This window comes from Serratia sp. 22264, from assembly GCF_052045345.1.
GTDB classification, from domain to species: domain Bacteria; phylum Pseudomonadota; class Gammaproteobacteria; order Enterobacterales; family Enterobacteriaceae; genus Serratia; species Serratia plymuthica.
The window spans coordinates 2255039-2277936 of the sequence record NZ_JBQEOY010000001.1 but is presented as its reverse complement, the minus strand read 5'-3'; the positions used below and the strand labels follow the sequence as shown (position 1 = coordinate 2277936).

The window sequence follows — 22898 nt, the reverse complement described above, 5'->3', positions numbered from 1 at the left end:
GCTGAAAAGCAAAAAGCCCGCTCAGGTTTCCCTGAGCGGGCTTTTCTAATTTGGCTCCTCTGACTGGACTCGAACCAGTGACATACGGATTAACAGTCCGCCGTTCTACCGACTGAACTACAGAGGAATTGTGTGAACGGCCGCAATCTTAACGGGGTGTCGGCGGCATGTCAAAGGCGGATTACACATTCTGTGACTGTTTGCTTACAGAATGCGCAACCCGTTGAGCTTTTGGCAGATTTATCCGGTCATACCTCAGGCTGCCTCTGCGTTCATGCCCCAAATCGATGGCGGGTGCAGAGAAATGAATGGGTTGCCTTCAATCTTGCACGATGAGCCGAATAACCGCTTAATCCTCGGTTTTGGCGCGGTAAACCCGCTGTGGGCGGCCAACCTTGCCGTAAAGGATCTCGGCGCGGAGCTGCCGGGCGGCGGTGGAAAACTCCAGATAACGGCGCGCGGTGGTGCGGCTTAACCCCATGATTTTCGCCACGCTTTCGGCGGTGTGGCTGGCCAAAGGTTGGGCGAACAGGGCGTGTACTTTTTCCAGCGTGAGCTCATCGATACCCGCCGGCAAGGCCGCCTGTCGTTCACCGCGCGAATAGGTATTGAACATCTCGTCAATACGGCGCTGGTTAAGGCGCGCGTTATCTTTCAGCGCCTGGCGCCGCTGGCTGAAGCGCTGCAGGGTAGCGGCCAACCTATCGTAGGCCAGGGGTTTGATCAGGTAATCGAACACCCCGCAACGTAGCGCTTCGGCTACCGTATCCCTATCGCTGGCGGCGGTGATAAACACGATACCGCCCGTGTAGCCGCTCAGGGTCAACTCGCGCAACAGTTCAATGCCCTGGCCGTCGGGCAGGAAGTTGTCCAGCAGGATCAGATCCGGTCTGAACCGCTCCACCATCATGCGCGCCTGCCCCAGCGTGCCGGCCAACCAGATTTGCCGGCCGCCACCGTTCTGCTTGATGAACTCCGCATGCATCTCCGCCAGCGGCGTTTCATCTTCGACGATAAGAATATTTAGCCATTCCATAATTAAACCCATACTTGCAATAAAGATGCAAAATCAATGTAAGTTAATCGTGACTTAAAATAAACGTCGCCTTATGAATAAACACCATAAAAATAATTAAGTAAATAAAAAACATTAAATAACTTATTCCCGGATGAGTGTTTGTGAAATAGGTCAATAATTCGCGTTTTTTTTCTGTTTACCATAGCTTCATTAAATGAATTTATCGCCATTTTTAATTTCAACTTTATGGTTTTAAAGGTTTTATCTCCGCTTGTTAATGTTAATTAAAATGGTTTTTTGTTATTTATTGGTTATTCCAGAGAGACAATTATGTTGGGCGGCGCCGTATTTAATCGGGTGAAAAGATCAGATCATAAAGACATTGCGCAGATTAATGCTTTTCTGCGCAGCAACGATCTGAATATTGATACTACGGTAGAGGTTTTTATTACCGTGACCCAGGACGATAAGTTGGTCGCCTGCGGCGGCATCGCAGAGAATATTATCAAATGCGTCGCCATCAGCCCGCAAATGCGTGGCGAAGGGTTGGCGCTTACGCTGGCGACCGAACTGGTGAACCTGGCCTATGAACGTCATTACACCCAACTGTTTATCTACACCAAACTGCAAAATGAGCCGTTGTTCCGCCAGTGTGGTTTCTATCCGATAGCCCGCGTGCCGGGCATCGTGGTGCTGATGGAAAACAGCCCATGCCGCCTGAAACGCTACGCGGCCCAGTTGGCGGGCCAGCGGCGGCCAGGCAAGCGCATCGGCAGTATCGTGATGAATGCCAATCCTTTTACCCGCGGCCATCAATATCTGGTGCGCCAGGCGGCGGCGAAATGCGACTGGCTGCACCTGTTTCTGGTGAAAGAAGACACCTCGCGTTTCAGCTATGAAGACCGGCGGCGGCTGGTGCTGGCGGGCACTGCCGATATCGCCAACCTGAAGGTGCACGAAGGATCGCAATACGTCATATCCCGCGCCACCTTCCCTTGTTATTTCATTAAAGATCAGGGTATTGCCGATGACTGTTACACCGAGATCGATCTGAAGATCTTTCGGCAGTATCTGGCGCCCGCGCTGGGCATTACCCACCGTTTTGTCGGCAACGAGCCGTTCTGCGCGGTCACGGCCAAGTACAACCGCGATATGCGCTATTGGCTGGAAACGCCGGAGCTGCCCAGCCCGCCGATCGCCCTGGTGGAAATTGAGCGTTTGCAATATCAGGGCACGGCGATCTCCGCCTCCTGGGTGCGCAAGCTGCTGGCGGCGGGTGATTTCCACGCCGCCGCGCCGTTGGTACCGCCAGACACCCTTTATTACCTGCAAGATTTGCAAACGCAGCGCCGGGCCAAACCGGCGGCCAAACCCTTTGTATCCGCACAATCAGGTGAACGATGAAAATTATCCGAGAAGCAATGGCCGGCACGCTGGAATCCAGCGATGTCATGGTGCGCATCGCACCCGCCGAGGGGCCGGAGCACGATCTACTGATCGCCAGCAGCGTGGAAAAACAGTTCGGCCAAGCCATCCGCCACACGCTGCTCGAGGTGCTGCAGCGTTATCAAGTGGAGCCGGTGCAGGTGATGGTGGACGACAAAGGCGCGCTCGACTGCGTGCTGCGCGCCCGGCTGGAAACCGCACTGATGCGCGCCAGCGACAATGGCCAGTTGCCGTGGGGGGCCTGCGATGAAAACGCTGAATAAACACCGCGTGCGCCGCAGCATGCTGTTCGTTCCCGGTGCCAATGCGGCCATGGTGAGCAACGCCTTTATCTATCAGGCCGATGCACTGATGTTCGATCTGGAAGACTCGGTGATCCTGCGTGAAAAAGACGCGGCGCGGCGGTTGGTGTACCACGCGCTGCAACATCCTTTGTACCGGGAAGTGGAAACCATAGTGCGGGTCAACGCGCTGGATTCCGCCTACGGGCTGGCGGATCTCCAGGCGGTGGTGCGCGGCGGGGCGGATATCGTGCGCCTGCCGAAAACCGACAGCGCGCAGGACGTGGTGGATATGGAACGCGAGATAGCCGCCATCGAAGCCGACTGCGGCCGCCCGGTCGGCAGCACCGGCCTGCTGGCGGCGATTGAATCGGCGGCGGGCATCACCCACGCGGTGGCGATTGCCCATGCCTCGCCTCGCCTGATCGGCATTGCTCTGGGCGCGGAGGACTACGTGCGCAACCTGCGCACCGAGCGTTCGCCGGAGGGCATCGAACTGCTGTTTGCACGCTGCTCGCTGTTGCAGGCGGCGCGGGCCGCCGGCATTCAGGCGTTCGATACCGTGTATTCCGACGCCAACAACGAAGCCGGATTCCTCCAGGAAGCGGCGCTGATCAAACAGCTCGGTTTCGACGGCAAATCCCTGATCAATCCCCGGCAGATCGAACTGCTGCACAACCTGTATGCGCCGACCGCCAAAGAGGTGGCCCATGCCCAGCGCGTGGTGGACGCCGCCGCAGCGGCAGAGCAGGAAGGGCGCGGGGTGGTGTCGCTCAACGGCAAAATGGTCGACAGCCCGGTGATTGAACGCGCCCGGCTGGTCTTGCAACGCGCAGCGCTTTCCGGCATCCGCGAAGAGCCGGTTCAGCAGGGAGAAGAAGCATAATGAAACGTCAACAACGACTGATGCCCTTGAACATCCTGGCGGACCTGCGTTGCTATCAGGATGCCTCCAAGGCCAATCAACAGGCCCGCAAATCGCGTGATGCTAAACGCTGTGACTCGCTGGAACAGGCGGTGCACCGCAGTGGGTTACAGGACGGCATGACCATCTCCTTCCACCATGCGTTTCGCGGCGGTGACCTGGCGCTGAATCAGGTCATGGAGACGCTGGCGGCGATGGGGTTCCGCAACCTGACGCTGGCTTCAAGCTCGCTAAGCGAATGCCATGCGCCGCTGGTCGACCACATTCGTCACGGGGTCGTGAGCCGCCTCTACACTTCGGGCCTGCGCGGTCCGTTGGCGGAAGCGATCTCGCGCGGCCTGCTGGCCGAACCGGTACAAATCCATTCCCACGGTGGCCGGGTCAACCTGATCGAGTCCGGCGAGTTGAAGATTGACGTTGCCTTCCTCGGCGTACCGGCCTGCGATGATTTCGGCAATGCCAACGGTTACAGCGGCGAAGCCTGCTGCGGCTCGCTCGGCTATGCCAAAGTGGATGCCGACGCAGCGGGCACCGTGGTGTTGTTAACCGAATCGATAGTGCCTTATCCGCACCATCCGGCCAGCCTGGCGCAGGATCGGGTGGATCTGATCGTACAACTGCCGCGGGTGGGGGACGCCGACAAGATTGGCGCCGACGCCACGCGCATGACCTCCAACCCGCGTGAGCTGCTGATTGCCCGCCGCGCCGCCGAGGTGATTGCCGGGTCCGGCTATTTTACCGACGGTTTCTCGCTGCAAACCGGCACCGGCGGCGCTTCGTTGGCGGTGACGCGTTTTCTGGAAGACAAAATGCGGGCACGCGGCATTCGCGCCGGTTTCGCCCTCGGCGGCATCACCTCGACCATGGTGGATCTGCATGAAAAAGGGCTGATCGGCCGGCTGATGGACGTGCAGAGCTTTGACCGCGTGGCGGCGATGTCTTTGGCGCGCAATCCCCACCACATTGAGATCAGCGCCAACCAGTACGCCAACTTCAGCTCGAAGGGGGCCACGGTCGACAGGCTCGACGTGGTGGTGCTGAGCGCGCTGGAAATCGACACCGATTTTAACGTCAACGTACTGACCGGCTCCGATGGCGTGCTGCGCGGCGCTTCCGGCGGCCACTGCGACACCGCGGCGGCGGCGCGGCTGGCGATCATCGTGGCGCCGCTGGTGCGCGGGCGCATTCCGACGTTGGTGGAGCAGGTAACTACCTGCGTGACCCCGGGTTTCAGCATCGACATTTTGGTTACCGATCACGGTATTGCCGTCAACCCGACACGCCCGGAGCTGGCGCAGCGGTTGCAGGAGGCCGGTTTGCCGGTGGTCGGTATCGACTGGCTGCGCCGCCGCGCTTTGCTGCTGACCGGCGAGCCTGAGCCGATCGCCTTTACCGATAAGGTGGTGGCGGTGGTGCGTTACCGCGACGGTTCGGTGATCGACGTGGTGCATCAGGTGGCGGAGTAACCCTATGGCTTACGTTGCCCCCGAACTGGCCGCCAACCGCGCCGTAAGCCTGCCGGAACTGCTCACCAGTCGCGATTGCCGTCAGGCGCGCCAACAGGCATGGCTGGCGCGCCATCAATCCACGCTGTTGGTGTTGACGCTGGTGGTGCCCGGTGCGCGAAAAGACAGCGCGTTGACGCGCAACATCTTCAACCTCGGCTGGCAGGCGCTGCAACAGCTATGGCGCGAGCAAGGTTGGCGCTGTCTGCAGGCCGAAACGCTGGCGCTCGCCACCGGCTGCGAAGGCTTTCTGGCGTTGCAGGCCGATGCCCGGCGGGTGAAGGACTGCGCCATGCAGTTAGAGGTGCAACAGCCGATTGGCCGGCTGTGGGATATCGACGTGCTGGACACCCAGGGGCGTATTTTGTCGCGGCGCGATCTGGGGCTGGCGGAACGTCGCTGCCTGTTGTGCGGCCAGCCGGCCAAAGTGTGCGCCCGCCAACGGCGACACGGCAGCGAACAGCTGCTGCAGCAAATGGAAAGGATGCTCAACGATGCGCTCTCAGCCCGTTAACCTTGCCAGGCGTGCGCCGCAAACGGCGGTACAGGATTTCGCCCGGACCGCCTACCGCGCACTGCTGGTGGAAGTGAACCTCACGCCCAAACCGGGGCTGGTGGATCGCCATAACAACGGCGCTCACCGCGATATGAACCTCGGTCACTTTTATCGCAGCGCCCGCGCCATCGGCATCTGGCTGCCGCGTTTTATCCAACAGGGTTGCGACGATGCGGCGCGCCCGGCCGACGAACAGCTGTTGCGGCTGCGCCCGCTGGGCCTGGCCTGCGAAAACCATATGTTCCGGGCCACCGGCGGCGTCAACACCCATAAAGGCAGCGTGTTTTCCCTCGGCCTGCTGTGCGCCGCTTTTGGCCGCCGTTATCAGCAGCAAAAGAAGATCGATGCCGCAACGCTGTGCGCCGAGGTGGCGGCCATGTGTCGTGGGCTGGTGGCCCGCGAGCTGCAAACCCGCAACGCATTGCAGACCGCCGGCCAGCGGTTGTTTGCCGAACATGGCCTGAGCGGCGCACGCGGCGAGGCGGAGTCCGGCTTTGAGCGAGTGATCAACGGCGCGCTGCCGTTCTACCGACAACGGCTGAAGGCGGGCTGCGATGAGCAGACGGCGCTGATGGACAGCCTGCTGTGGCTGATGGCCCACAACCAGGACACCAACGTCGCCTCGCGCGGCGGCCTGGCCGGGTTGCGCTGGTTGCAGCGGCGTGCCGATGGGCTGTTGGCGCAGGGCGGGGCGCAGGGCGCACGGGGCAGGCAACGCCTGCGGCAGTTCGACGCCGACTGCATCCTTCGCCACCTCAGCCCTGGCGGCAGCGCCGATCTGTTGATCGTCACCTGGCTGCTGGCGCAATTACCGAACTAAAAACAATAACCCTTCATCAGGAGAGTCTTATGTCTCAAACCCAGGAAAAAATCTGGAAAGCGATAGTGCCGTTGCTGGTGCTCGCGATCCTGCTGTTGATACCCACGCCCGACGGCATGCCGCCGCAGGCCTGGCGCTATTTCGCCATCTTTGTGGCGATGATTGTCGGCATGATCCTGGAGCCGATCCCGGCTACCGCCATCAGCTTTATCGCCGTGACTCTCAGCGTGCTCAGCGCCAACTGGGTGCTGTTTGGTGCGCAGGAACTGGCGGAACCGGGTTTCAAGGCCGGTAAAGAGGCGTTGAAATGGGGGCTGGCGGGCTTCTCCAGCACCACCGTCTGGCTGGTATTCGGCGCGTTCATCTTTGCGCTGGGCTACGAGGCCACCGGGCTTGGGCGGCGTATCGCGTTGTTCCTGGTGAAGTTTATGGGCAAGCGTACCCTGACGCTCGGCTACGCGGTGGTGATCATCGATATCCTGCTGGCGCCGTTTACCCCGTCCAACACCGCACGCACCGGCGGCACGGTGTTTCCGGTGGTGAAAAACCTGCCGCCGCTGTTTGACTCCTTCCCCAACGACCCTTCGTCGCGGCGTATTGGCGGCTACCTGATGTGGATGATGGTGGTCGGCACCAGCATCAGTTCGTCGATGTTCGTCACCGGCGCGGCACCCAACGTGTTGGGGATTGAGTTTGTCGGCAAAATCGCCGGGGTGCACATCAGTTGGATGCAGTGGTTCCTGGCCTTCCTGCCGGTCGGGCTGTTGCTGCTGATTGTCGCGCCGTTGATTTCCTATTACCTGTACAAACCGGGCGTGACCCACAGCAGCGAAGTGGCTGCCTGGGCCAACACCGCGCTGGGTGAAATGGGCCAACTGACACGCAAAGAGCGCACCCTGATTGGCCTGGTGCTGTTCAGCCTGAGCCTGTGGGTGTTCGGCGGCAAGTGGCTGGACGCCACCACGGTCTGCCTGCTGGCGGTTTCGCTGATGCTGGCGCTGCACGTGGTGTCGTGGAAGGATATCACCAAATACTCCAGCGCCTGGAACACGCTGGTTAACCTGGCGACGTTGGTGGTGATGGCCAACGGCCTGACGCGCTCCGGCTTTATCGACTGGTTCGCCCAGACCATGAGCACCCACCTGAACGGCTTTTCGCCGAACATGACGGTGGTGGCGCTGGTGCTGGTGTTCTACTTCGCCCACTACCTGTTCGCCAGCCTGTCGGCGCATACCGCCACCCTGCTGCCGGTGATCCTGGCGGTCGGCAAAGGGCTGCCTGGCGTGCCGTTAGAGCAACTTTCGATGCTGCTGGTGTTGTCGATCGGCATCATGGGCGTACTGACGCCGTACGCCACCGGGCCGGGGGTGATTATCTACGGCTGCGGCTACGTGAAATCGAAAGATTACTGGCGGATGGGCGGCATTCTCGGCGTGGTGTATATCGCCGCGCTGCTGTTGATCGGCTGGCCTATCCTGCGTTTGTGGTATTGAGTTGCCTGCGGCCATCTCTCGATGGCCGCTTGCCGGATCCTCTCCCCGTGATACTCGTCACACACTTCACCGGATAACCTCTCCATCATAGCGAGGCGAAAGCTAACATATTCAAAATAATCACTTTCCTGGAGCCTCTGCGGATGAGAAGAAAAACGTTATTGCTGTGCTTGCCCTTATTATTGACCGGGAATGCCCTGGCGGACACCAACGACTATCAACTGGAACAGGTGCTGTTGATGAGCCGCCACAACCTGCGTGCGCCGCTGGCCAATAACGGCAGCGTGCTGGCGCAATCTACCCCCAAAGCCTGGCCGGCCTGGGATACGCCGGGTGGCTTGTTGACCACCAAGGGCGGGGTACTGGAAGTGTATATGGGCCACTATTTCAACGAGTGGCTCAAGCAGACCGGCGTATTGCCGCAGGAAGGCTGCCCGACCGCCGGCAGCGTTTACGTTTACGCCAACAGCCTGCAACGCACGGTCGCGACCGCGCAGTTCTTTACCAACGGCGCGTTCCCCGGCTGCGACATCAGCGTGCACCACCAGGAAAAAATGGGGGAGATGGATCCTACCTTCAACCCGATCATCACCGACAACAGCGAAGCCTTCAATCAACAGGCGCTGGGGGCGATGAACACCGAGTTGGCCTCGCTGAAGCTGGATGCCGCCTACAAGCAACTGGCGAAAATCATCGATTACAAAGCGTCCAGCGCCTGTAAAACCGACAAGCACTGCGATCTGACCAAAGAAGCCAGCAAGATGAGCGCGGTGCCGGGCAAAGAGCCGGGCGTCGCCGGCCCGCTGCGGGTGGGGAACTCGCTGGTGGACGCCTTCATGCTGCAATATTACGAAGGCTTCCCGATGAAGGACGTGGCCTGGGGCAAGATAACCACGCCGCAGCAGTGGAAACAGCTGGCACAGTTGAAAGACGGTTACCAGGATTCGCTGTTCACCTCGCCGGTGGTGGCGCAAAACGTCGCCAAACCGCTGCTGACCTACATCAACGGCGCCTTGATTGGCGAACGCAAACCGGATGCGCCTAAGGTGACGGTGCTGGTGGGCCATGACTCCAATATCGCTTCGCTGCTGTCGGCGATGCGCTTCAAGCCTTATCAACTGCCGCACCAGTATGAGAAAACGCCGATTGGCGGCAAACTGGTGTTCCAGCGCTGGCACGATAAGAAAAACGATCGCGACCTGCTGAAGATTGAGTACGTCTACCAGTCCGCGGACCAACTGCGCAATGCCAACCCGCTGACGCTGAAAACGCCGCCGCAGCGCGTGACGCTGGCGCTGGAAGGTTGCCCGGTGGATAAACAGGGTTTCTGTGCCTGGAGCGATTTCGAAAAAACCATGAAAGGTATTCTGTAACCCTTCCGTTCCTCTCCCTCCGGTTGGGGGGAGAGGAATAATCGTTGTTGCCGGTCCATCTGGCGTCTAAAATTAGCGGCCTGTACACTCACCCTGGACGACAAGTGTTCTCTTCTTTTATCCCCACCATCGAATGGCTGAACCTGGACGGTTATCCGGGGCAGGTTGCCCGTTGCCGTTTTTCCCTGGCGGCCTATCAGGACCGCTGTTTCGGCGACGTCGGTATGGCGATCCCCGATCATCTGGCGCGTGCGGTGCCGAAGCGGCGGGCGGAGTATCTGGCCGGGCGTTATCTGGCGCGGGCATTGCTGGCGCCGTTGGGGTTTGCGGATTTTACCCTGTCGCGGGGAGAGGACCGCGCGCCGCAGTGGCCGCAGGGAATTGCCGGTGCGCTCAGCCATAATTCGGATACCGCGCTGTGCGCGGTGCATCGGGAAAGCGGGCTGGGTGGCGTGGGGCTGGACGTTGAAACGCTGATCCCGGCTGAACGAGCCGAAGAACTGTGGACCGCCATCGTCGGCGAAGAAGAGTGCGCAACGCTGCGCCGGCGCCCGCAGGCGTTTAACCAATTGCTGACGCTGGCGTTCTCCGCCAAAGAGAGCCTGTTCAAAACCCTTTACCCGCAGGTGGGTTGCTACTTTGATTTTCTCGATGCGCGTATGGTGGCGATAGATACGCGACAGCGGACCTTTGAACTGGAGCTGCTTAAGCCACTCACGGCGCATTGCCACGCCGGCCGCCGTTTTAGTGGGCGTTACTGGCATGAAAGTGACGATGTAACCACGTTTATCTATTTATAAATCAATTAAATAATTCACGTGACGCCGTCACTTTATCTGTCGGCGGCGCAACAGATGACGCGTACCTTCCGCCACCAACAACAGCACCGCCAGCCAGATCGGAATATAGGTCAGCCATTCGTCGCGGCCGATACTCTCGCCCAACAACAGCGCCACCACCACCAACAGCACCGGCTCCACGTAGCTCAGCAGACCAAACAGGCTGAAGGGCAGCAGGCGGCTGGCCAGGATATAACACACCAGCGCCGAGGCACTGAGAATACCCAACAGCGGGATCTGCACATACAGCAGCGGATGAGTGGCCAATGCGGCCTGCGGCCCGTTTCCGCCAAAGGCGAACCAGCCGGCGACCGGCAGCATCAGCGCCAGTTCGCACCATAGCCCGCCGAGGTTATCGGTGCCGAAATGCCGACGCAGAATAAAGTAAACCGGATAACCCAACGCCACCACCAGCGTCGCCCAGGAGACGCCGCCGACCTGATACAGCTCGTTGCCGACGCCGATAATGGCGCAACCCACCGCCAGCTTTTGCAGCAGTGAAAGACGATCGCGGAAAATCACTCGCCCTGCCAGCACCATGGTCAGCGGCAGCAGGAAATAACCGAGCGACACCTCCAGCGCCTTGCCGTGCAGCGGCGCCCACAGGAACAACCACAGTTGAACCCCCAACAGCGCGGAACTGAGCGGCAGAAACAGCAGGCGGCGCGGCCGCTGTTTGATCCAGCGCAGCGTCTCGCTGACCCGGCGCCAGTCGGCGGAAAAAATCATAAACAGCGTCAGGAACGGCACCGTCAGCAGGGTGCGCCAGCCGAAGACCTGTTCGCCGTCGAGCGGGGCCAGCGTGGAGGTGTAGTAATACATCACGGCGAACAATACCGAGGCGACAACCGAAAGAACGATCCCTTTAATCACGTGCGATCCTGAAAGGTTATTGATTTTATTGCAGGTACTCTAGAGAAGTTTGGCGCGGACAACAATGGCGCGCATCACACTGGACAATCCTCGGTGGCGAGTTAAAATAAATACTGGGTATTCATACAGGCATTAAGCAATGACTCTCGATCTTTTCGAAGACGCCGTGCCGCCGCCGTGGCGCGAGCAGATTGCTCCGGGCGCGGTGGTGATGCACGGTTTTGTGCGCGATCACGGGCCGGAACTGTTGGCGGCGGTGAAGGGGGTGATCGCGCAGGTGCCGTGGCGCCACATGACCACGCCGGGCGGCCATGTGATGTCGGTGGCGATGAGCTGGTGCGGCAATGGTTGGAGCAGCGACAGCCGCGGCTACCGTTACTCCGAGCGCGATTCGCGCAGCGGCAAACGTTGGCCGCCCATCCCGGCTATTTTTATGGCGCTGGCGGACGAAGCGGCGCAGCAGGCGGGTTTTGCGCCGTTCGTGCCGGATTCGTGCCTGATTAACCGCTACGATCCCGGCAGCAAGCTGTCGCTGCATCAGGATAAAGACGAACACGATTTTGGCTCACCGATAGTGTCGGTGTCACTGGGATTACCGGCGGTATTCCAGTTCGGCGGCATGCAGCGCAGTGACCGGGCCCAGCGCATTCCACTGGCGCACGGCGACGTCGTCGTGTGGGGCGGCCCGTCGCGGCTGTGTTTTCACGGCATTATGCCGATCAAAGAGGGCTACCATTCGCTGGTGGGGCCGCACAGGATCAACATCACCTTACGCAAGGCGCTTTAGCTGCGGCTCTTTGGCCAGGCAGGCGACCAGATAATCGATAAACACCCGCAGTTTGGGCGGCAGATGCTGGTTGGGTGCATACAGCAGCCACAGGCCGCCGTGGTAGCTGCTGAGGAAATCCCACTCCGGCAGCACCTGCACCACTTCACCGCTGTCCAGCGCCTGTCGGGCGGTAAAATAGGGCAGGCTGCCGATGCCGAGGTGCTGTTTCACCGCATCCAGCCGCACGCCGGTATGGTTGGCGGCATAGCGGCCGCGCACGTTCACCGCGATCGTTTTGCCGGCGCGACGGAATTTCCAGCGGGCGTCGTTGGGCGTTTCCCCCAGATAAATGCAGCTGTGCTGTGCCAAATCCTGCGGCTGTTGTGGCGTGCCGTGCTGCGCCAGATACTCCGGCGTGGCGCACAACAGGTGTTCTATCGTCATCAGTTGGCGGCCGATCAGCCCGGGCGATGGGCGATCGGTAATGCGTAACGCCAGATCGACCCGATCGTCAATCAGGTCCATATAGCGGTCTTCCAGCCGCAGACGCACGTCCACCTTGGGGTAGCGGCGCAAAAATGCCGGGATATGCGGGTGCAGCACGAAGCGGCCTACCGCTTTGGGGACGCTGACGCTGATCAAGCCTTCAGGTTCTACGGCGCCCTGGCCGCTGATTTCCATCACCGAATGCGCGGCCTCCAGCATGCTGCGGCAGCGCAGGAAGGCCTCTTCGCCCTGTTCGCTCAGGCGCAGCTTGCGGGTAGTGCGATGCAGCAGTTGCAGCGCCAGTGCCTGTTCGAGTTTCGCCACGCTGCGGCTGGTGGCAGAGGGCGAGGTGCCCAGCAGGCGGGCGGCGGCGGAGAAGCTGCCGCTTTCCACCACCTGAACGAAAACGGCCATTTCGGCCAGCAGAGAATGGGATAGATTTGTGCTCACGGCGCAAAGGTCCATTGTAAAGAAGACGGATTATCCTTTGATTATGGCATGAATATACTAGGCAGAGTTCCGTAACCAGGAGAAAGCCATGACCGAACGACTTTATTATTACAGCGACGAGCTACAGGGTGAAGCGCAGGTGTTGGCCTGCACCCCGGTCGAAGACGGCGGATATGCCGTGGAGCTGAGCGCGACGCTGTTCCACCCGCAGGGCGGCGGGCAACAGGCCGATACCGGCACTCTCGGCGCCATCCCGGTACTGCGCGTGGCGCAGCAGGGCGATAAGGTGCTGCATTTCACCGCCGAACCCGTGAGCGCCGGGCCGGTGAACCAACAGGTGGATGGCGAGCGGCGCCGGTTGCATGCCCGCTGGCATTCCGCTGGCCACCTGATTGGCTGGGTAGGGGAAAACCACGGCTGGCAACCGGTGAAGGCGCATCATTGGCCAGGTGAAGGGCGCATCACCTTTGCGCCGGGCGCAGACCCGCAAACGCTGGAGCAAGGTGCCCTGCAGGCGGAACTGCAACGGCTGATCGCGGCCAATTTGCCACGCAGGCAGTTGGACGTCGATGGCGTGCGTCAGGTAGGTTTCGGCGATCTGCCCGTTTACGGCTGCGGCGGCACCCACGTGGCCTCGCTGAGCGAGCTGGGCGCGGTGACCATCACGGCGGTGAAGATGAAAAAAGGGCAGTTGATTGTGCAGTATGAAATGGGCTGAGCAGGCTCAGCCCTGGCGATAAGTCGGTCAGAATCGAATTTGCACCTTGGAAGACAGGTTTTTGTCGGCGGCGGCGATCAGCGCATTTTCAATCGCTTCCGGCGGGTATTCGCCACTGAGCAGAGGCAACGGGTCGATGCGGCCGTCCTGCAACCATTTAACGGCGGTAGCAAATTCGTCGACAAAGCGGAACGAACCGATCCAACGGATTTCCTTCACCAGCATGGGCATGACCGGATAATCGACGCTGTTGGCGCCCATGCCCACTTGCACCACGGTGCCGGCGGGGCGGGCCAGGGCCACGGTTGAGGCTATGGCCGCCGGGCTGCCGGAGGCTTCAAACACCACGTCGAAATAGCCTTTGTTTTCCTGATAAGGCGCAGCACTGCCCTCATTCAGCGGGTTGAAGGTCGCGGTGGCGCCCATTTGCCGGGCCAGCGTCAGGCAACGGTCACTGACATCGGAGGCGACCAGTTCGGACGCGCCGGCACTGCGTGCAGCGGCCAGGATCAGGCAGCCGATGGGGCCTGCGCCTATCACCAGTACGCGTTTCCCCACCAGCGTACCGGCAACGTTGACTGCATGAATGGCAACCGCCAGCGGTTCGGCAAAGGCCATCACCTGTGGCGCGACGTTATCGCGGTAAGGAATGCATTGTTGTTCCGTTGCCACCACGTATTCGGAAAAACCGCCGTTAACGTGCGGATTAAACTGCGCACTGCCCATAAAGCGCATGGTGGCGCACAGGTTTTGCTTGCCCGCCAGACAGTATTGGCAATGATTGCAGGGTTGCGATGGGTTGACCGCCACCCGCTGCCCCACCCGCAGTGCCGATCCGGCGGGGGCCTGGCTGACGGTACCGACGAATTCATGTCCGACCACCATCGGGTGTTTGAGGACCGACATGCCGGCGCGGCCGTGCTGGTAATAATGGATATCGGAGCCGCAGATGCCGCCGCGTTCCACCTTCACCAACACGTCATTCTCATCGTATTCCAGCTCGCGCAGCTCAACGCGCACGTCTTTTTCACCGTAGGCGAAGCAGGCTTTGCAGCTTAGGGTTTTTTTGCTCATTATTTTGCCTCAATGTTGTGGAGGTCCGCGTTGGAGTGCGGCGGTAAAGGTTTCTCCGGTTTCGGGGGAACGAGCACCTCAATCTTGCCGACCAGGAAGGTATACGCCAGCAGGCCCATTAGCGCGACGGCGGCGATATACCACATCGCATAGTGGAAGTTATTGGTGCGTTGCAAAATGACGCCAATGACGATCGGGCTGACGATGCCGGAAAGGTTGCCGCAGATGTTCAGGCAGCCGCCCATGGTGCCGATGAAATTGCGCGGGATCACATCGCTCCAGACCACCCAGCCCAAATTGGAGAAGGCGTTGGCGAAGAAGGCGATGGACAAAATGGCGATGGCGATCACCGGTTGGTCCTCGAAAAAGTTGACCAGGCAGATAATCATGGTCAGGAACAGGCCCGACATGACCGGCAGTTTGCGGGCCAAGGTGCGGGACTTGCCCTTTTTCAGCAGCATATCGCTCAGCGTGCCGCCGCACAGCACGCCGGCCATCGCCATCAGGTAGGGGAAGGACGCGCCCAGCCCGGCTTTGGCTATCGGCAGGTGCAACCCTTTTTCCAGGTAAACGATAAACCAGGTCAGGAAGAAATAGAGCGTGGAGGAACAGGCGAACTGGGCGATGAACAATCCCCAAACGGTGCGCTGTCTGAGGAAAAAGGCGATATCGCTCCAGCGCACTTTTTCGCTGACGTTAGCCTGGTTTTTGGAGCCGTAACCGCCACCTTCGCGAATATAATCCAGCTCCCGCTGATTGGTTTTGCGGCTGTGCTGCGGATCGCGGTAGGCGATCAACCAATAGATGCCGAACAGAATGCCGACGCCGCCAGACAGATAGAACGACATCTCCCAACCGTATTCCGCCACTATGTAGGAGAGCGCCGGGGTTAACAGCGCCAGACCGATATACTGCGCACTGGAGTAAATGGCCGTGGCGCGCGCACGCTCATGGTCGGGAAACCAACTGGCGATGATCTTGGTGTTGGACGGGAAGGAAGGGGCTTCGGCAACGCCAATCAGCGCCCGGCAGGCCAGCAGCATCAGGAATGACGCGGTCGCGGTGGCGAATAAATGGTGCGAGGCAAACCCCATCATGAAGGTAAACAGGCTCCATAAAATAATGGCGCTGCCGTACAGAATGCGCGAGCCGATGCGATCCAGCACGTAACCGACCGGGATCTGGCTGGCGGCGTAAAACCAGGTAAACATGGAAAACAGCAATCCCAACTGGGTGGCGCTGAGATCGAATTCGGACTGAATCTTGCTGCCGGCGACGGACAGGTTGGCCCGGTCCATATAATTTATTGCCGTGACGATAAACAACAGCGACAGAATAAAGAATCGCGACTTTGTTGCTTTCATTTTTTTGTCCTGGTGAGTGACTTGTTTTTATAGGTTTTTTGGGTACAGGGGCGGTATGCCCGCCGTGGGCAAATACGCATTCGGAGGCTGTGGGAAAATTACAACACGGCAAGCCAACCGCCATCGACGTAAATGATTTGCCCGTTAACGTAATTGGACGCGTCGGAAGCCAGATAGACGGCGGTGCCGATCAACTCCTCCGGTTTGCCCCAGCGCTTTGAGGGATTGCTGGCTTTCACCCAGTTGTCGAAGGCTGGGTTGTCAACCAGCGCGGCATTCATATCGGTCAGAATATAACCTGGGCCAATGGCATTGGACTGAATGTTAAATTCGGCCCATTCGGCCGCCATTGAGCAGGTCAGCATCTTGATGCCGCCCTTGGCGGCGGTATAAGGCGCTACCGTCGCGCGGGCCGCCTGGCTGGTCAGCGAGCCGATATTGATGATTTTTCCGCCCTTGCCGCGGGCGATCATCCGCTTTGCGGCGGCACGGGCAACGATAAAGGCGCTGGTCAGGTTGGTATCGAGCACGCGTTGCCACTGCGCCAACTCCAGATCGACCAGCGGTTTGCGATATTGAATGCCGGCGTTGTTGATCACGATGTCGACTTCGACGTGCTCCCGATCGAGCTGGCTGAATACCGCTTCAATGGCTTGTTCATCGGTCACGTCAAAAGCAAAACCGCGTGCCCGGTGGCCTTGCGATTGCAAGCGTTCGACCGCTGCCTGTACCGTCGCGGGTTGGGTGCCGTTAAGGATAACGGCGGCACCGGCTGCCGCCAGCCCCTCAGCGTAGGAAAAACCTAATCCGCGGGTGGAACCGGTCACCAGCGCCGTTTTCCCCGTTAAATCAAACAGAGCAGACATATCAACCCCTTATGGTTGGTTAAATGATCCTGATGCCTGCCGGGCCGTTGGGGCATTATGCGAAATGTTGCGCCAACAGCTTGTATGACATCATTCATATTAAAATTGCGGTAAGCCTTGATGGAAATCAATGCGGTTAAACGGTTTTTGAAACTTCGATCACAAAAGAAAATTTCATTGTGGGAAGGTATGATTTAAAATTGCATATAAAACAGTTAGTTATTTTGTCTGTGTTTTACAGTATGACGCAGCGCACATAATTTTTAATTGGCGCTTTAGGGCTTGCGTCATCGGTGATATAAGTTTCTTTATCTTGTAGGACAACTTATAAGTTTGCGATCAAAGGAGTTTCCAGTGGGCAATCTAAAAATCACCGGCGTGAAAACCATTCTCACCGCCCCGGGCGGCATCGATCTGGCGGTAGTGAAGGTAGAGACCAACCAACCTGGGCTGTATGGGCTGGGGTGCGCGACCTTCACTCAACGCATACATGCGGTGAAAACGGCAATTGACGACTACATGGCGCCGTTTTTAATCGGTAAGGATCCGGCGCGGATCGAGGATATCTGGCAGTCCGCCTGCGTAAGCGGCTACTGGCGCAGCGGGCCGATCATGAATAATGCGCTGTCCGGCGTCGACATGGCGCTGTGGGATATCAAAGGCAAGGTCGCCGGTTTACCGGTGTATGAATTGTTGGGCGGCCAATGCCGCGATGGCATCCCGCTGTATTGCCACACCGACGGCAGCGATGAGTTCGAGGTGGAGGACAACATTCGTGCACGTATGGAAGAGGGTTACCAATACGTGCGTTGCCAGATGGGGATGTACGGCGGGGCGGGGACGGATGACCTGAAGCTGATCGCCACTCAGTTGGCGCGGGCAAAAAACATTCAACCCAAACGTTCGCCGCGCAGCAGCACGCCGGGCATTTATTTTGATCCGGACGCCTACGTGCGAAGTGTGCCGCGTCTGTTTGAACATTTGCGCGACAAGCTGGGGTTCGGCATCGAGTTTATCCACGATGTGCATGAGCGGGTGACGCCGATCGCGGCCATTCAATTGGCTAAAACGCTGGAACAGTACCAGCTGTTTTATCTGGAAGATCCGGTGGCGCCGGAAAATATCGATTGGTTGAAAATGCTGCGTCAACAGTCCTCTACGCCGATCTCAATGGGGGAGTTGTTTACCAACGTCAATGACTGGAGAACGCTGATTACCCACAATCTGATCGATTACATCCGCTGTCACGTCAGCACCATCGGCGGCATAACCCCGGCGAAAAAACTGGCGACGCTGAGTGAAATCCACGGGGTACGCACCGCATGGCACGGGCCGGGGGATATTTCGCCGGTCGGCGTAGCGGCTAACCTGCACCTGGACATGAGCCTCACCAATTTCGGTATTCAAGAGTACACGCCGATGAATGACGCGCTGCGCGAGGTGTTCACCGGTTGCCCGGACATTGAGCGGGGTTACGCTTACCTGAGCGATCGCCCAGGGTTGGGCATCGATATCGATGAGAAAAAAGCGGCGCAGTATCCGTGCATCGGCGGGATCCCGTCCTGGACGCTGGCGCGCACGCCGGACGGCACGGCATCCCGGCCTTAACATCGCTTGAGGGCGCATTTATTGCGCCCTTTGCAAGCGAATCACTCGTTGCCCGATGCTGTCTTCTTGAGTTTTTCGATGGCGATGACGTTCTCCGCCATCGCTTCATTAAGTACCGCAACGGCGGTAGAAGAGTCGCGGTTTTTAATCGCCATAAACACCTTGATATGCGCCTCGACGCTTTCCAGCGAGATGCCCAGTGCCCGGTTCAGTTCTTCCAGATAGTAGTAATAGGTGTCTTTGATCGAGTGCATCACGTTGTAGAACACTTTGTTCTGCGACGCTTTGGCGATCGCGAGATGAAACTCGAAATCGGCCTGGGAGTACTTCTTGTAATCGTCCTTGTTGACCAGCATGCGGCTCAGCGCCTGTTCCAGCGCGGTGATGTCTTCCGGTGTGGCGTTTAATACCGCCAGCTCCATGCATTTGAACTCCACCGTTTGGCGGAACACCATCATGTCGTGAAACTCTTCACGGCTGAGGTGCATGATGGGTTGCTGTTCGTTGAACAGGTTTTGCGGATTGAGGTGTTTGGCGACGAAGCTGCCTTTGCCCTGATGGGTCACCACAATGCCCAAATCGCGCAGCCGCTGCACCGCGCTGCGAATGCTGACCCGGCTGACGTTGAAAGAGGCGGTCAGCTCGGCTTCTGAAGGCAGTTTGCTCCCCGGCGGCCAACTGCCGTCCAACAGTTTTTCTTTAATTTGTTCGTAAACCGCGTTGACCACGTTGTGTTTTTGGATTGATTGAAGACTCATGATATCCGTCGCATAAGTTGTCCTACAACATGCCTGTGGTATAGCACGCCGCGCTACAGGTGTGAAGTTTTTCACCGCATTTTTGCGTGGCTGGACCCCGCCAAGGCGTCATAAATTTATTTTGTGATCGCCATTTCAATTTACAGCACTGGCGATTGATTGCGGCGCAACAGTGATTCATTTTTGATCTTGAGGGATGTCATACAAGTAATGGTATGACATGTGGTTTTTTAAAATGATAAACAGAAAAACCCTGTCTGCCGTATGGACCGGTATTCATTAAACCTCCCTTGGGAAAACTCACATGAACATCAATTTACCCGCCAAACTGGCGCCAATCCGCTGGCGAAAGCTTATCCCACTGGCTTTTATCACCTATAGCCTGGCCTACCTCGATCGCGCCAACTACGGTTTTGGCGCAGCGGCAGGGCTGGCACAGGATCTCAATATTACGCCCGGCATATCGTCACTGCTGGGAGCCTTGTTCTTCCTCGGTTATTTCTTTTTCCAGGTGCCCGGCGGCATTTACGCCGAGAAACGCAGCGCTAAGGCGCTGATTTTTTGGAGCCTGGTGCTGTGGGGGATTTTGGCCACGGCCACCGGCTTGGTCAGCAATGTGGCGACCTTGGCCGTTATCCGCTTCCTGCTCGGGGTGGCGGAGAGTGTCGTGATGCCGGCGATGTTGGTATTCCTCAGCCATTGGTTCACCAAGCAGGAGAGGTCGAAAGCCAATACCTTCCTGTTCCTGGGGAATCCAATCACCGTGCTGTGGATGTCGATCCTGTCCGGTTATTTGGTCGATGCCTTCGGCTGGCGCGGCATGTTCATCATTGAAGGGGTGCCGGCGATTATCTGGGCGGCAATCTGGTGGGTAATATTTGTCGATCGGCCAAAAGATGCCACTTGGCTCAGCAAGCAGGAAAAAGCCGACCTCGAGGCTGCGCTGGCCGCTGAACAGACTGGCATGCAACCGATTAAAAATTACGGTGAGGCATTCCGTTCCCGCAAGGTTTTGGCGCTGTCGTTTATTCATTTCTTCTGGAATATCGGCATGTACGGTTTCATCATGTGGTTGCCGTCGATGTTGAAAACGGCCTCCGGCATGGGCATCGTCGCTACCGGCTGGTTGTCCGCCGCGCCCTATCTGCTGGCGGTGCCGCTCATGCTCAGTGCATCCTACTTCTCTGATAAATATCAGCAACGCAAACCGGTAGTGCTGTTGTTCCTGGGATTGGGCGCGGTATGTTTTTGCGCGTCCTTCACGCTCGGTGCCCATCATTTCTGGCTGTCTTATGTGCTGCTGGTGATAGCCGGCGGGGCGATGTATACGCCGTATGGCCCGTTTTTTGCGGCGATCCCGGAGTTGCTGCCGCGGAACGTGATGGCGGGGGCGATGGCATTCATCGTGAGTTTCGGCGCATTGGGATCATTTGTTGGCGCCTGGATTGTCGGCTATCTCAATGGCATTACGCAGGGGCCGCAGGCGTCTTACGTCTTTATGGGCACGTCGCTGATAATCGCGGTGGCGCTGACGGCGCTGACCCGTTTCTCCAACCCGGCGCCGCGGATTGGCGCGCCTGACGCCGCGGCCTGCCGATAAGGTCAGGCCGGGCGGTCATTTCGTCGGCCCGGCCTGTCGCAGCTGGGTGCAGAAAGCGCATTGGCATCCGGCCTGCGGCAATGCTGCGCAGGTGCCGATGTTGACCGCCTGCGCATCCATCGCGTGAAAACCATAGAACATAGTCTCGAGGGTAGTTTCCGCCGCACGCGCCTGTTCTGGCTGTGGTTCCGGCACCTTCGACTGAAACGCGGCAGCCCGCCCGGCCAGCAGGCCAAGGAACAGCAGCGAGAGTTGAATTTTCATCCTGGCTCTCCTGATTTTGGTTTTTGATACACTATAACATTACCTCGATTCTGCCAAGCCAGAGCGCCTTGTGCGTTTTCCACCCTTGGTTAGCGAAATTAGTTCGTTCAACTCCCCGCCGATTTGGTTTGTTATCTCACCCATAACGTTCCGAAATAAAGAAGGCGTGGCAAATCTATGTTTAAGTTCTCTTTCAACACATTAACCGGCGGGATAGCAGTGGCATTGGGGCTGGCGGCGAGCGTTCATCCGGCGCTGGCGGCGGTGCAGGGCGGCACGCTGGTCTACCTGGAACAGCAGGCGCACACCAACCTCTACCCGCCTTCCGGCGGTTTCTACCCCAACGGCGGCATCCTCAACCAGATCACCGACAAACTGACCTATCAGAACCCGAAAACGCTGGAGATTGAGCCGTGGATCGCCGAATCCTGGAGCAGCAACGCCGATAAAACCGAATACACCTTCAAGCTGCGCCCGGGCGTCACCTTCTCCGATGGCACGCCGCTGGATGCCAACGCGGTGGCGAAGAATTTTGATACCTACGGCCTGGGCAATAAAGACAAACGCCTGCCGGTGTCGGAGGTGATCAACAACTATGACCGCAGCGAAGTGATCGACCCGCTGACCGTCAAATTTTACTTCAAACGTTCATCGCCGGGCTTCCTGCAGGGCACCGCCACCATAGGTTCGGGGCTGGTGTCCCTCAGCACCCTGAACCGCAGTTACGACGAACTCGGCGACGCACGCCATATCATCGGCTCCGGCCCGTTCGTGGTCAGCGGCGAAACGCTGGGGCGCGAAGTGGATCTCGGCGTACGCAAGGATTACGCCTGGGGGCCGGCCAAACTGGCGCAGCAGGGGCGCGCCAATCTCGACGGCATCAAGGTGATCGTCACCGGCGAAGACAGCGTGCGCATTGGCGCGTTGCAGGCCGGCCAGGCGGACTTTATTCGCCAAATTCAGGCTTATGACGAGAAGCAGACGCAGGATCAGGGGTTCACGATTTACGCTGCTCCGACGCGAGGCGTTAACGACAGCGTCGCCTTCCGGCCGGACAACCCGCTGGTGAGCGACCTGCGGGTGCGCCAGGCGCTGCTGCATGCCACCGACAGCAAGCAAATCGTCGAGACGCTGTTCTCCGCCAATTACCCGCAGGCCAAATCGGTCATCGCCTCGTCCGCCGCCGGGTTTGTCGACTTGTCCGACAAGCTGAAGTTCGATCCGCAATTAGCCAACCGCCTGCTGGATGAAGCCGGCTGGAAAAAGGGCAGCGACGGCCTGCGCGAGAAAGAGGGTAAAAAACTGCTGCTGAATGTGTATGAATCTCTGCCGCAGCCACAGAACAAGGCGGTGTTGCAGCTGGTTTCGCAGCAGTGGGGCAAGGTGGGGGCACGGCTGAACATCCTGGCCGGCGACGCCGGCAGTCGGGTGGCGGATAACCTCGATCCGCAGAAAACCCCGGCGACGGTGGTGGAAGTGGGCCGTGCCGATCCCGACGTGATTAAGAGCCAGTTCTACCCGACCAACCGCGATGCGTTGTTGCAAAAAGGCGGCAGCGGCAAGAACAGCCAATTCAGCGATGACAAGCTGAACGCGCTGCTGCTGGGCATCGCTTCCGAAGTCGATGCGCAAAAACGCCTGCAAATCGCCGGCGAGGCGCAAAACTACCTGCTCGATCAGGCCTATGTGATCCCGTTCTTTGAGGAGCCGCAGGTGTTTGCCGGTGCGCCTTATCTGAAGGGCGTCAGTTTTGAAGCGGTCGGCCGCCCGAGTTTCTATGGCGCCTGGTTAGAGAAACATTAAGGAGGCCAC

At 58.8% G+C, this 22898-nt stretch carries 22 protein-coding genes and 1 tRNA gene; 14 read left to right on the top strand and 9 right to left on the bottom strand.

From position 1 onward, the window contains the following. Window positions 1–51: 51 nt before the first annotated feature. Both ACTJJ1_RS10630 and dpiA read right to left on the bottom strand, forming a co-directional pair. A tRNA-Asn gene (locus ACTJJ1_RS10630) sits at window positions 52–127 on the bottom strand. A gap of 222 nt (window positions 128–349) precedes the next feature. Next, a complete protein-coding gene (gene dpiA / locus ACTJJ1_RS10625) occupies window positions 350–1036 on the bottom strand; it encodes a two-component response regulator DpiA (protein ID WP_325986788.1) in 687 nt (228 codons plus the stop codon). A gap of 312 nt (window positions 1037–1348) precedes the next feature. Here dpiA and citC point away from each other — a divergent pair, with 312 nt between their 5' ends. The 9 genes from citC to ACTJJ1_RS10580 all read left to right on the top strand — a co-directional run bounded on the left by citC (window position 1349) and on the right by ACTJJ1_RS10580 (window position 10217). Beyond that, a complete protein-coding gene (gene citC / locus ACTJJ1_RS10620; RefSeq protein ID WP_004946815.1) occupies window positions 1349–2422 on the top strand; it encodes a [citrate (pro-3S)-lyase] ligase in 1074 nt (357 codons plus the stop codon). Next, complete coding sequence (citD, locus tag ACTJJ1_RS10615) at window positions 2419–2727, top strand: citrate lyase acyl carrier protein (protein WP_004946813.1); 309 nt, start codon at window positions 2419–2421, stop codon at window positions 2725–2727. The genes citC and citD overlap by 4 nt, the downstream gene beginning before the upstream one ends. Beyond that, window positions 2711–3631, top strand: coding sequence for a citrate (pro-3S)-lyase subunit beta (gene citE / locus ACTJJ1_RS10610; RefSeq protein ID WP_440833515.1), 921 nt, complete (start codon window positions 2711–2713; stop codon window positions 3629–3631). Before citD ends, citE begins: the two co-directional genes overlap by 17 nt. After that, window positions 3631–5136 (top strand): citrate lyase subunit alpha, encoded by a 1506-nt coding sequence (gene citF, locus ACTJJ1_RS10605; protein ID WP_004946808.1) that lies wholly within the window; start codon window positions 3631–3633, stop codon window positions 5134–5136. Before citE ends, citF begins: the two co-directional genes overlap by 1 nt. A gap of 4 nt (window positions 5137–5140) precedes the next feature. Beyond that, on the top strand, window positions 5141–5689 hold the full coding sequence (gene citX, locus ACTJJ1_RS10600) for a citrate lyase holo-[acyl-carrier protein] synthase (protein WP_004946804.1): 549 nt from the start codon (window positions 5141–5143) through the stop codon (window positions 5687–5689). Next, window positions 5670–6551, top strand: a complete 882-nt coding sequence (gene citG, locus ACTJJ1_RS10595) for a triphosphoribosyl-dephospho-CoA synthase CitG (protein WP_020453895.1) — start codon at window positions 5670–5672, stop codon at window positions 6549–6551. Before citX ends, citG begins: the two co-directional genes overlap by 20 nt. A gap of 29 nt (window positions 6552–6580) precedes the next feature. After that, window positions 6581–8044 (top strand): anion permease, encoded by a 1464-nt coding sequence (locus tag ACTJJ1_RS10590; RefSeq protein WP_006326512.1) that lies wholly within the window; start codon window positions 6581–6583, stop codon window positions 8042–8044. Between the two features lie 143 nt (window positions 8045–8187). Further along, on the top strand, window positions 8188–9417 hold the full coding sequence (agp, locus tag ACTJJ1_RS10585) for a bifunctional glucose-1-phosphatase/inositol phosphatase (protein WP_064799782.1): 1230 nt from the start codon (window positions 8188–8190) through the stop codon (window positions 9415–9417). A gap of 44 nt (window positions 9418–9461) precedes the next feature. Next, window positions 9462–10217: a 4'-phosphopantetheinyl transferase family protein gene (locus ACTJJ1_RS10580; protein ID WP_202291622.1), complete on the top strand. Its 756-nt coding sequence runs from the start codon at window positions 9462–9464 to the stop codon at window positions 10215–10217. A 27-nt stretch (window positions 10218–10244) separates the two neighbouring features. Here ACTJJ1_RS10580 and rarD read toward each other — a convergent pair whose 3' ends face one another. Then, entirely contained in the window at window positions 10245–11129 is an 885-nt protein-coding gene (gene rarD / locus ACTJJ1_RS10575; RefSeq protein ID WP_004946787.1) for an EamA family transporter RarD, read from the bottom strand. A gap of 139 nt (window positions 11130–11268) precedes the next feature. Here rarD and alkB point away from each other — a divergent pair, with 139 nt between their 5' ends. Continuing rightward, window positions 11269–11916, top strand: coding sequence for a DNA oxidative demethylase AlkB (alkB, locus tag ACTJJ1_RS10570; RefSeq protein WP_004946782.1), 648 nt, complete (start codon window positions 11269–11271; stop codon window positions 11914–11916). On the opposite strand, the gene ACTJJ1_RS10565 is transcribed toward alkB, so the two are convergent. Next, window positions 11899–12834 carry a LysR family transcriptional regulator gene (locus ACTJJ1_RS10565; RefSeq protein ID WP_202291620.1) on the bottom strand — a complete coding sequence of 312 codons (936 nt, stop codon included), beginning with the start codon at window positions 12832–12834 and terminating at the stop codon, window positions 11899–11901. The two genes, alkB and ACTJJ1_RS10565, sit on opposite strands and share 18 nt — an antisense overlap. 88 nt (window positions 12835–12922) lie before the next feature. Between ACTJJ1_RS10565 and ACTJJ1_RS10560 the strand changes: the two genes are divergently transcribed. Then, window positions 12923–13552 (top strand): alanyl-tRNA editing protein, encoded by a 630-nt coding sequence (locus ACTJJ1_RS10560; RefSeq protein WP_440833510.1) that lies wholly within the window; start codon window positions 12923–12925, stop codon window positions 13550–13552. A 27-nt stretch (window positions 13553–13579) separates the two neighbouring features. Here the strand turns inward: ACTJJ1_RS10560 and idnD are convergent, their stop codons facing one another. The 3 genes from idnD to ACTJJ1_RS10545 all read right to left on the bottom strand — a co-directional run bounded on the left by idnD (window position 13580) and on the right by ACTJJ1_RS10545 (window position 16856). Beyond that, window positions 13580–14626, bottom strand: a complete 1047-nt coding sequence (gene idnD / locus ACTJJ1_RS10555) for an L-idonate 5-dehydrogenase (protein ID WP_006326508.1) — start codon at window positions 14624–14626, stop codon at window positions 13580–13582. After that, window positions 14626–15990 carry an MFS transporter gene (locus tag ACTJJ1_RS10550; protein ID WP_440833508.1) on the bottom strand — a complete coding sequence of 455 codons (1365 nt, stop codon included), beginning with the start codon at window positions 15988–15990 and terminating at the stop codon, window positions 14626–14628. Before ACTJJ1_RS10550 ends, idnD begins: the two co-directional genes overlap by 1 nt. A gap of 98 nt (window positions 15991–16088) precedes the next feature. After that, on the bottom strand, window positions 16089–16856 hold the full coding sequence (locus ACTJJ1_RS10545; RefSeq protein WP_261455591.1) for an SDR family oxidoreductase: 768 nt from the start codon (window positions 16854–16856) through the stop codon (window positions 16089–16091). A 354-nt stretch (window positions 16857–17210) separates the two neighbouring features. Here ACTJJ1_RS10545 and ACTJJ1_RS10540 point away from each other — a divergent pair, with 354 nt between their 5' ends. Next, the gene (locus ACTJJ1_RS10540; protein WP_004946762.1) at window positions 17211–18464 is read left to right on the top strand and encodes an enolase C-terminal domain-like protein; all 1254 of its coding nucleotides are present in this window, start codon (window positions 17211–17213) and stop codon (window positions 18462–18464) included. A gap of 41 nt (window positions 18465–18505) precedes the next feature. Here the strand turns inward: ACTJJ1_RS10540 and ACTJJ1_RS10535 are convergent, their stop codons facing one another. Next, window positions 18506–19222, bottom strand: coding sequence for a FadR/GntR family transcriptional regulator (locus ACTJJ1_RS10535; RefSeq protein WP_440833506.1), 717 nt, complete (start codon window positions 19220–19222; stop codon window positions 18506–18508). Window positions 19223–19526: 304 nt separating this feature from the next. Between ACTJJ1_RS10535 and ACTJJ1_RS10530 the strand changes: the two genes are divergently transcribed. Beyond that, a complete protein-coding gene (locus ACTJJ1_RS10530) occupies window positions 19527–20822 on the top strand; it encodes an MFS transporter (protein WP_208904226.1) in 1296 nt (431 codons plus the stop codon). A gap of 15 nt (window positions 20823–20837) precedes the next feature. Here the strand turns inward: ACTJJ1_RS10530 and ACTJJ1_RS10525 are convergent, their stop codons facing one another. Then, window positions 20838–21086, bottom strand: coding sequence for a hypothetical protein (locus ACTJJ1_RS10525; RefSeq protein ID WP_062792363.1), 249 nt, complete (start codon window positions 21084–21086; stop codon window positions 20838–20840). A gap of 177 nt (window positions 21087–21263) precedes the next feature. Here ACTJJ1_RS10525 and ACTJJ1_RS10520 point away from each other — a divergent pair, with 177 nt between their 5' ends. Further along, on the top strand, window positions 21264–22889 hold the full coding sequence (locus ACTJJ1_RS10520; RefSeq protein WP_037431272.1) for a TIGR04028 family ABC transporter substrate-binding protein: 1626 nt from the start codon (window positions 21264–21266) through the stop codon (window positions 22887–22889). Window positions 22890–22898 lie beyond the last annotated feature (9 nt).

Excerpts from the sequence above, each read along its gene's own strand:
- dpiA (WP_325986788.1), bottom strand. The coding sequence starts at position 1,036 with ATGGAATGGCTAAATATTCTTATCGTCGAAGATGAAACGCCGCTGGCG.
- citC (WP_004946815.1), top strand. The coding sequence starts at position 1,349 with ATGTTGGGCGGCGCCGTATTTAATCGGGTGAAAAGATCAGATCATAAA.
- citD (WP_004946813.1), top strand. The coding sequence starts at position 2,419 with ATGAAAATTATCCGAGAAGCAATGGCCGGCACGCTGGAATCCAGCGAT.
- citE (WP_440833515.1), top strand. The coding sequence starts at position 2,711 with ATGAAAACGCTGAATAAACACCGCGTGCGCCGCAGCATGCTGTTCGTT.
- citF (WP_004946808.1), top strand. The coding sequence starts at position 3,631 with ATGAAACGTCAACAACGACTGATGCCCTTGAACATCCTGGCGGACCTG.
- citX (WP_004946804.1), top strand. The coding sequence starts at position 5,141 with ATGGCTTACGTTGCCCCCGAACTGGCCGCCAACCGCGCCGTAAGCCTG.
- citG (WP_020453895.1), top strand. The coding sequence starts at position 5,670 with ATGCGCTCTCAGCCCGTTAACCTTGCCAGGCGTGCGCCGCAAACGGCG.
- ACTJJ1_RS10590 (WP_006326512.1), top strand. The coding sequence starts at position 6,581 with ATGTCTCAAACCCAGGAAAAAATCTGGAAAGCGATAGTGCCGTTGCTG.
- agp (WP_064799782.1), top strand. The coding sequence starts at position 8,188 with ATGAGAAGAAAAACGTTATTGCTGTGCTTGCCCTTATTATTGACCGGG.
- alkB (WP_004946782.1), top strand. The coding sequence starts at position 11,269 with ATGACTCTCGATCTTTTCGAAGACGCCGTGCCGCCGCCGTGGCGCGAG.
- ACTJJ1_RS10560 (WP_440833510.1), top strand. The coding sequence starts at position 12,923 with ATGACCGAACGACTTTATTATTACAGCGACGAGCTACAGGGTGAAGCG.
- idnD (WP_006326508.1), bottom strand. The coding sequence starts at position 14,626 with ATGAGCAAAAAAACCCTAAGCTGCAAAGCCTGCTTCGCCTACGGTGAA.
- ACTJJ1_RS10550 (WP_440833508.1), bottom strand. The coding sequence starts at position 15,990 with ATGAAAGCAACAAAGTCGCGATTCTTTATTCTGTCGCTGTTGTTTATC.
- ACTJJ1_RS10545 (WP_261455591.1), bottom strand. The coding sequence starts at position 16,856 with ATGTCTGCTCTGTTTGATTTAACGGGGAAAACGGCGCTGGTGACCGGT.
- ACTJJ1_RS10535 (WP_440833506.1), bottom strand. The coding sequence starts at position 19,222 with ATGAGTCTTCAATCAATCCAAAAACACAACGTGGTCAACGCGGTTTAC.
- ACTJJ1_RS10530 (WP_208904226.1), top strand. The coding sequence starts at position 19,527 with ATGAACATCAATTTACCCGCCAAACTGGCGCCAATCCGCTGGCGAAAG.
- ACTJJ1_RS10525 (WP_062792363.1), bottom strand. The coding sequence starts at position 21,086 with ATGAAAATTCAACTCTCGCTGCTGTTCCTTGGCCTGCTGGCCGGGCGG.
- ACTJJ1_RS10520 (WP_037431272.1), top strand. The coding sequence starts at position 21,264 with ATGTTTAAGTTCTCTTTCAACACATTAACCGGCGGGATAGCAGTGGCA.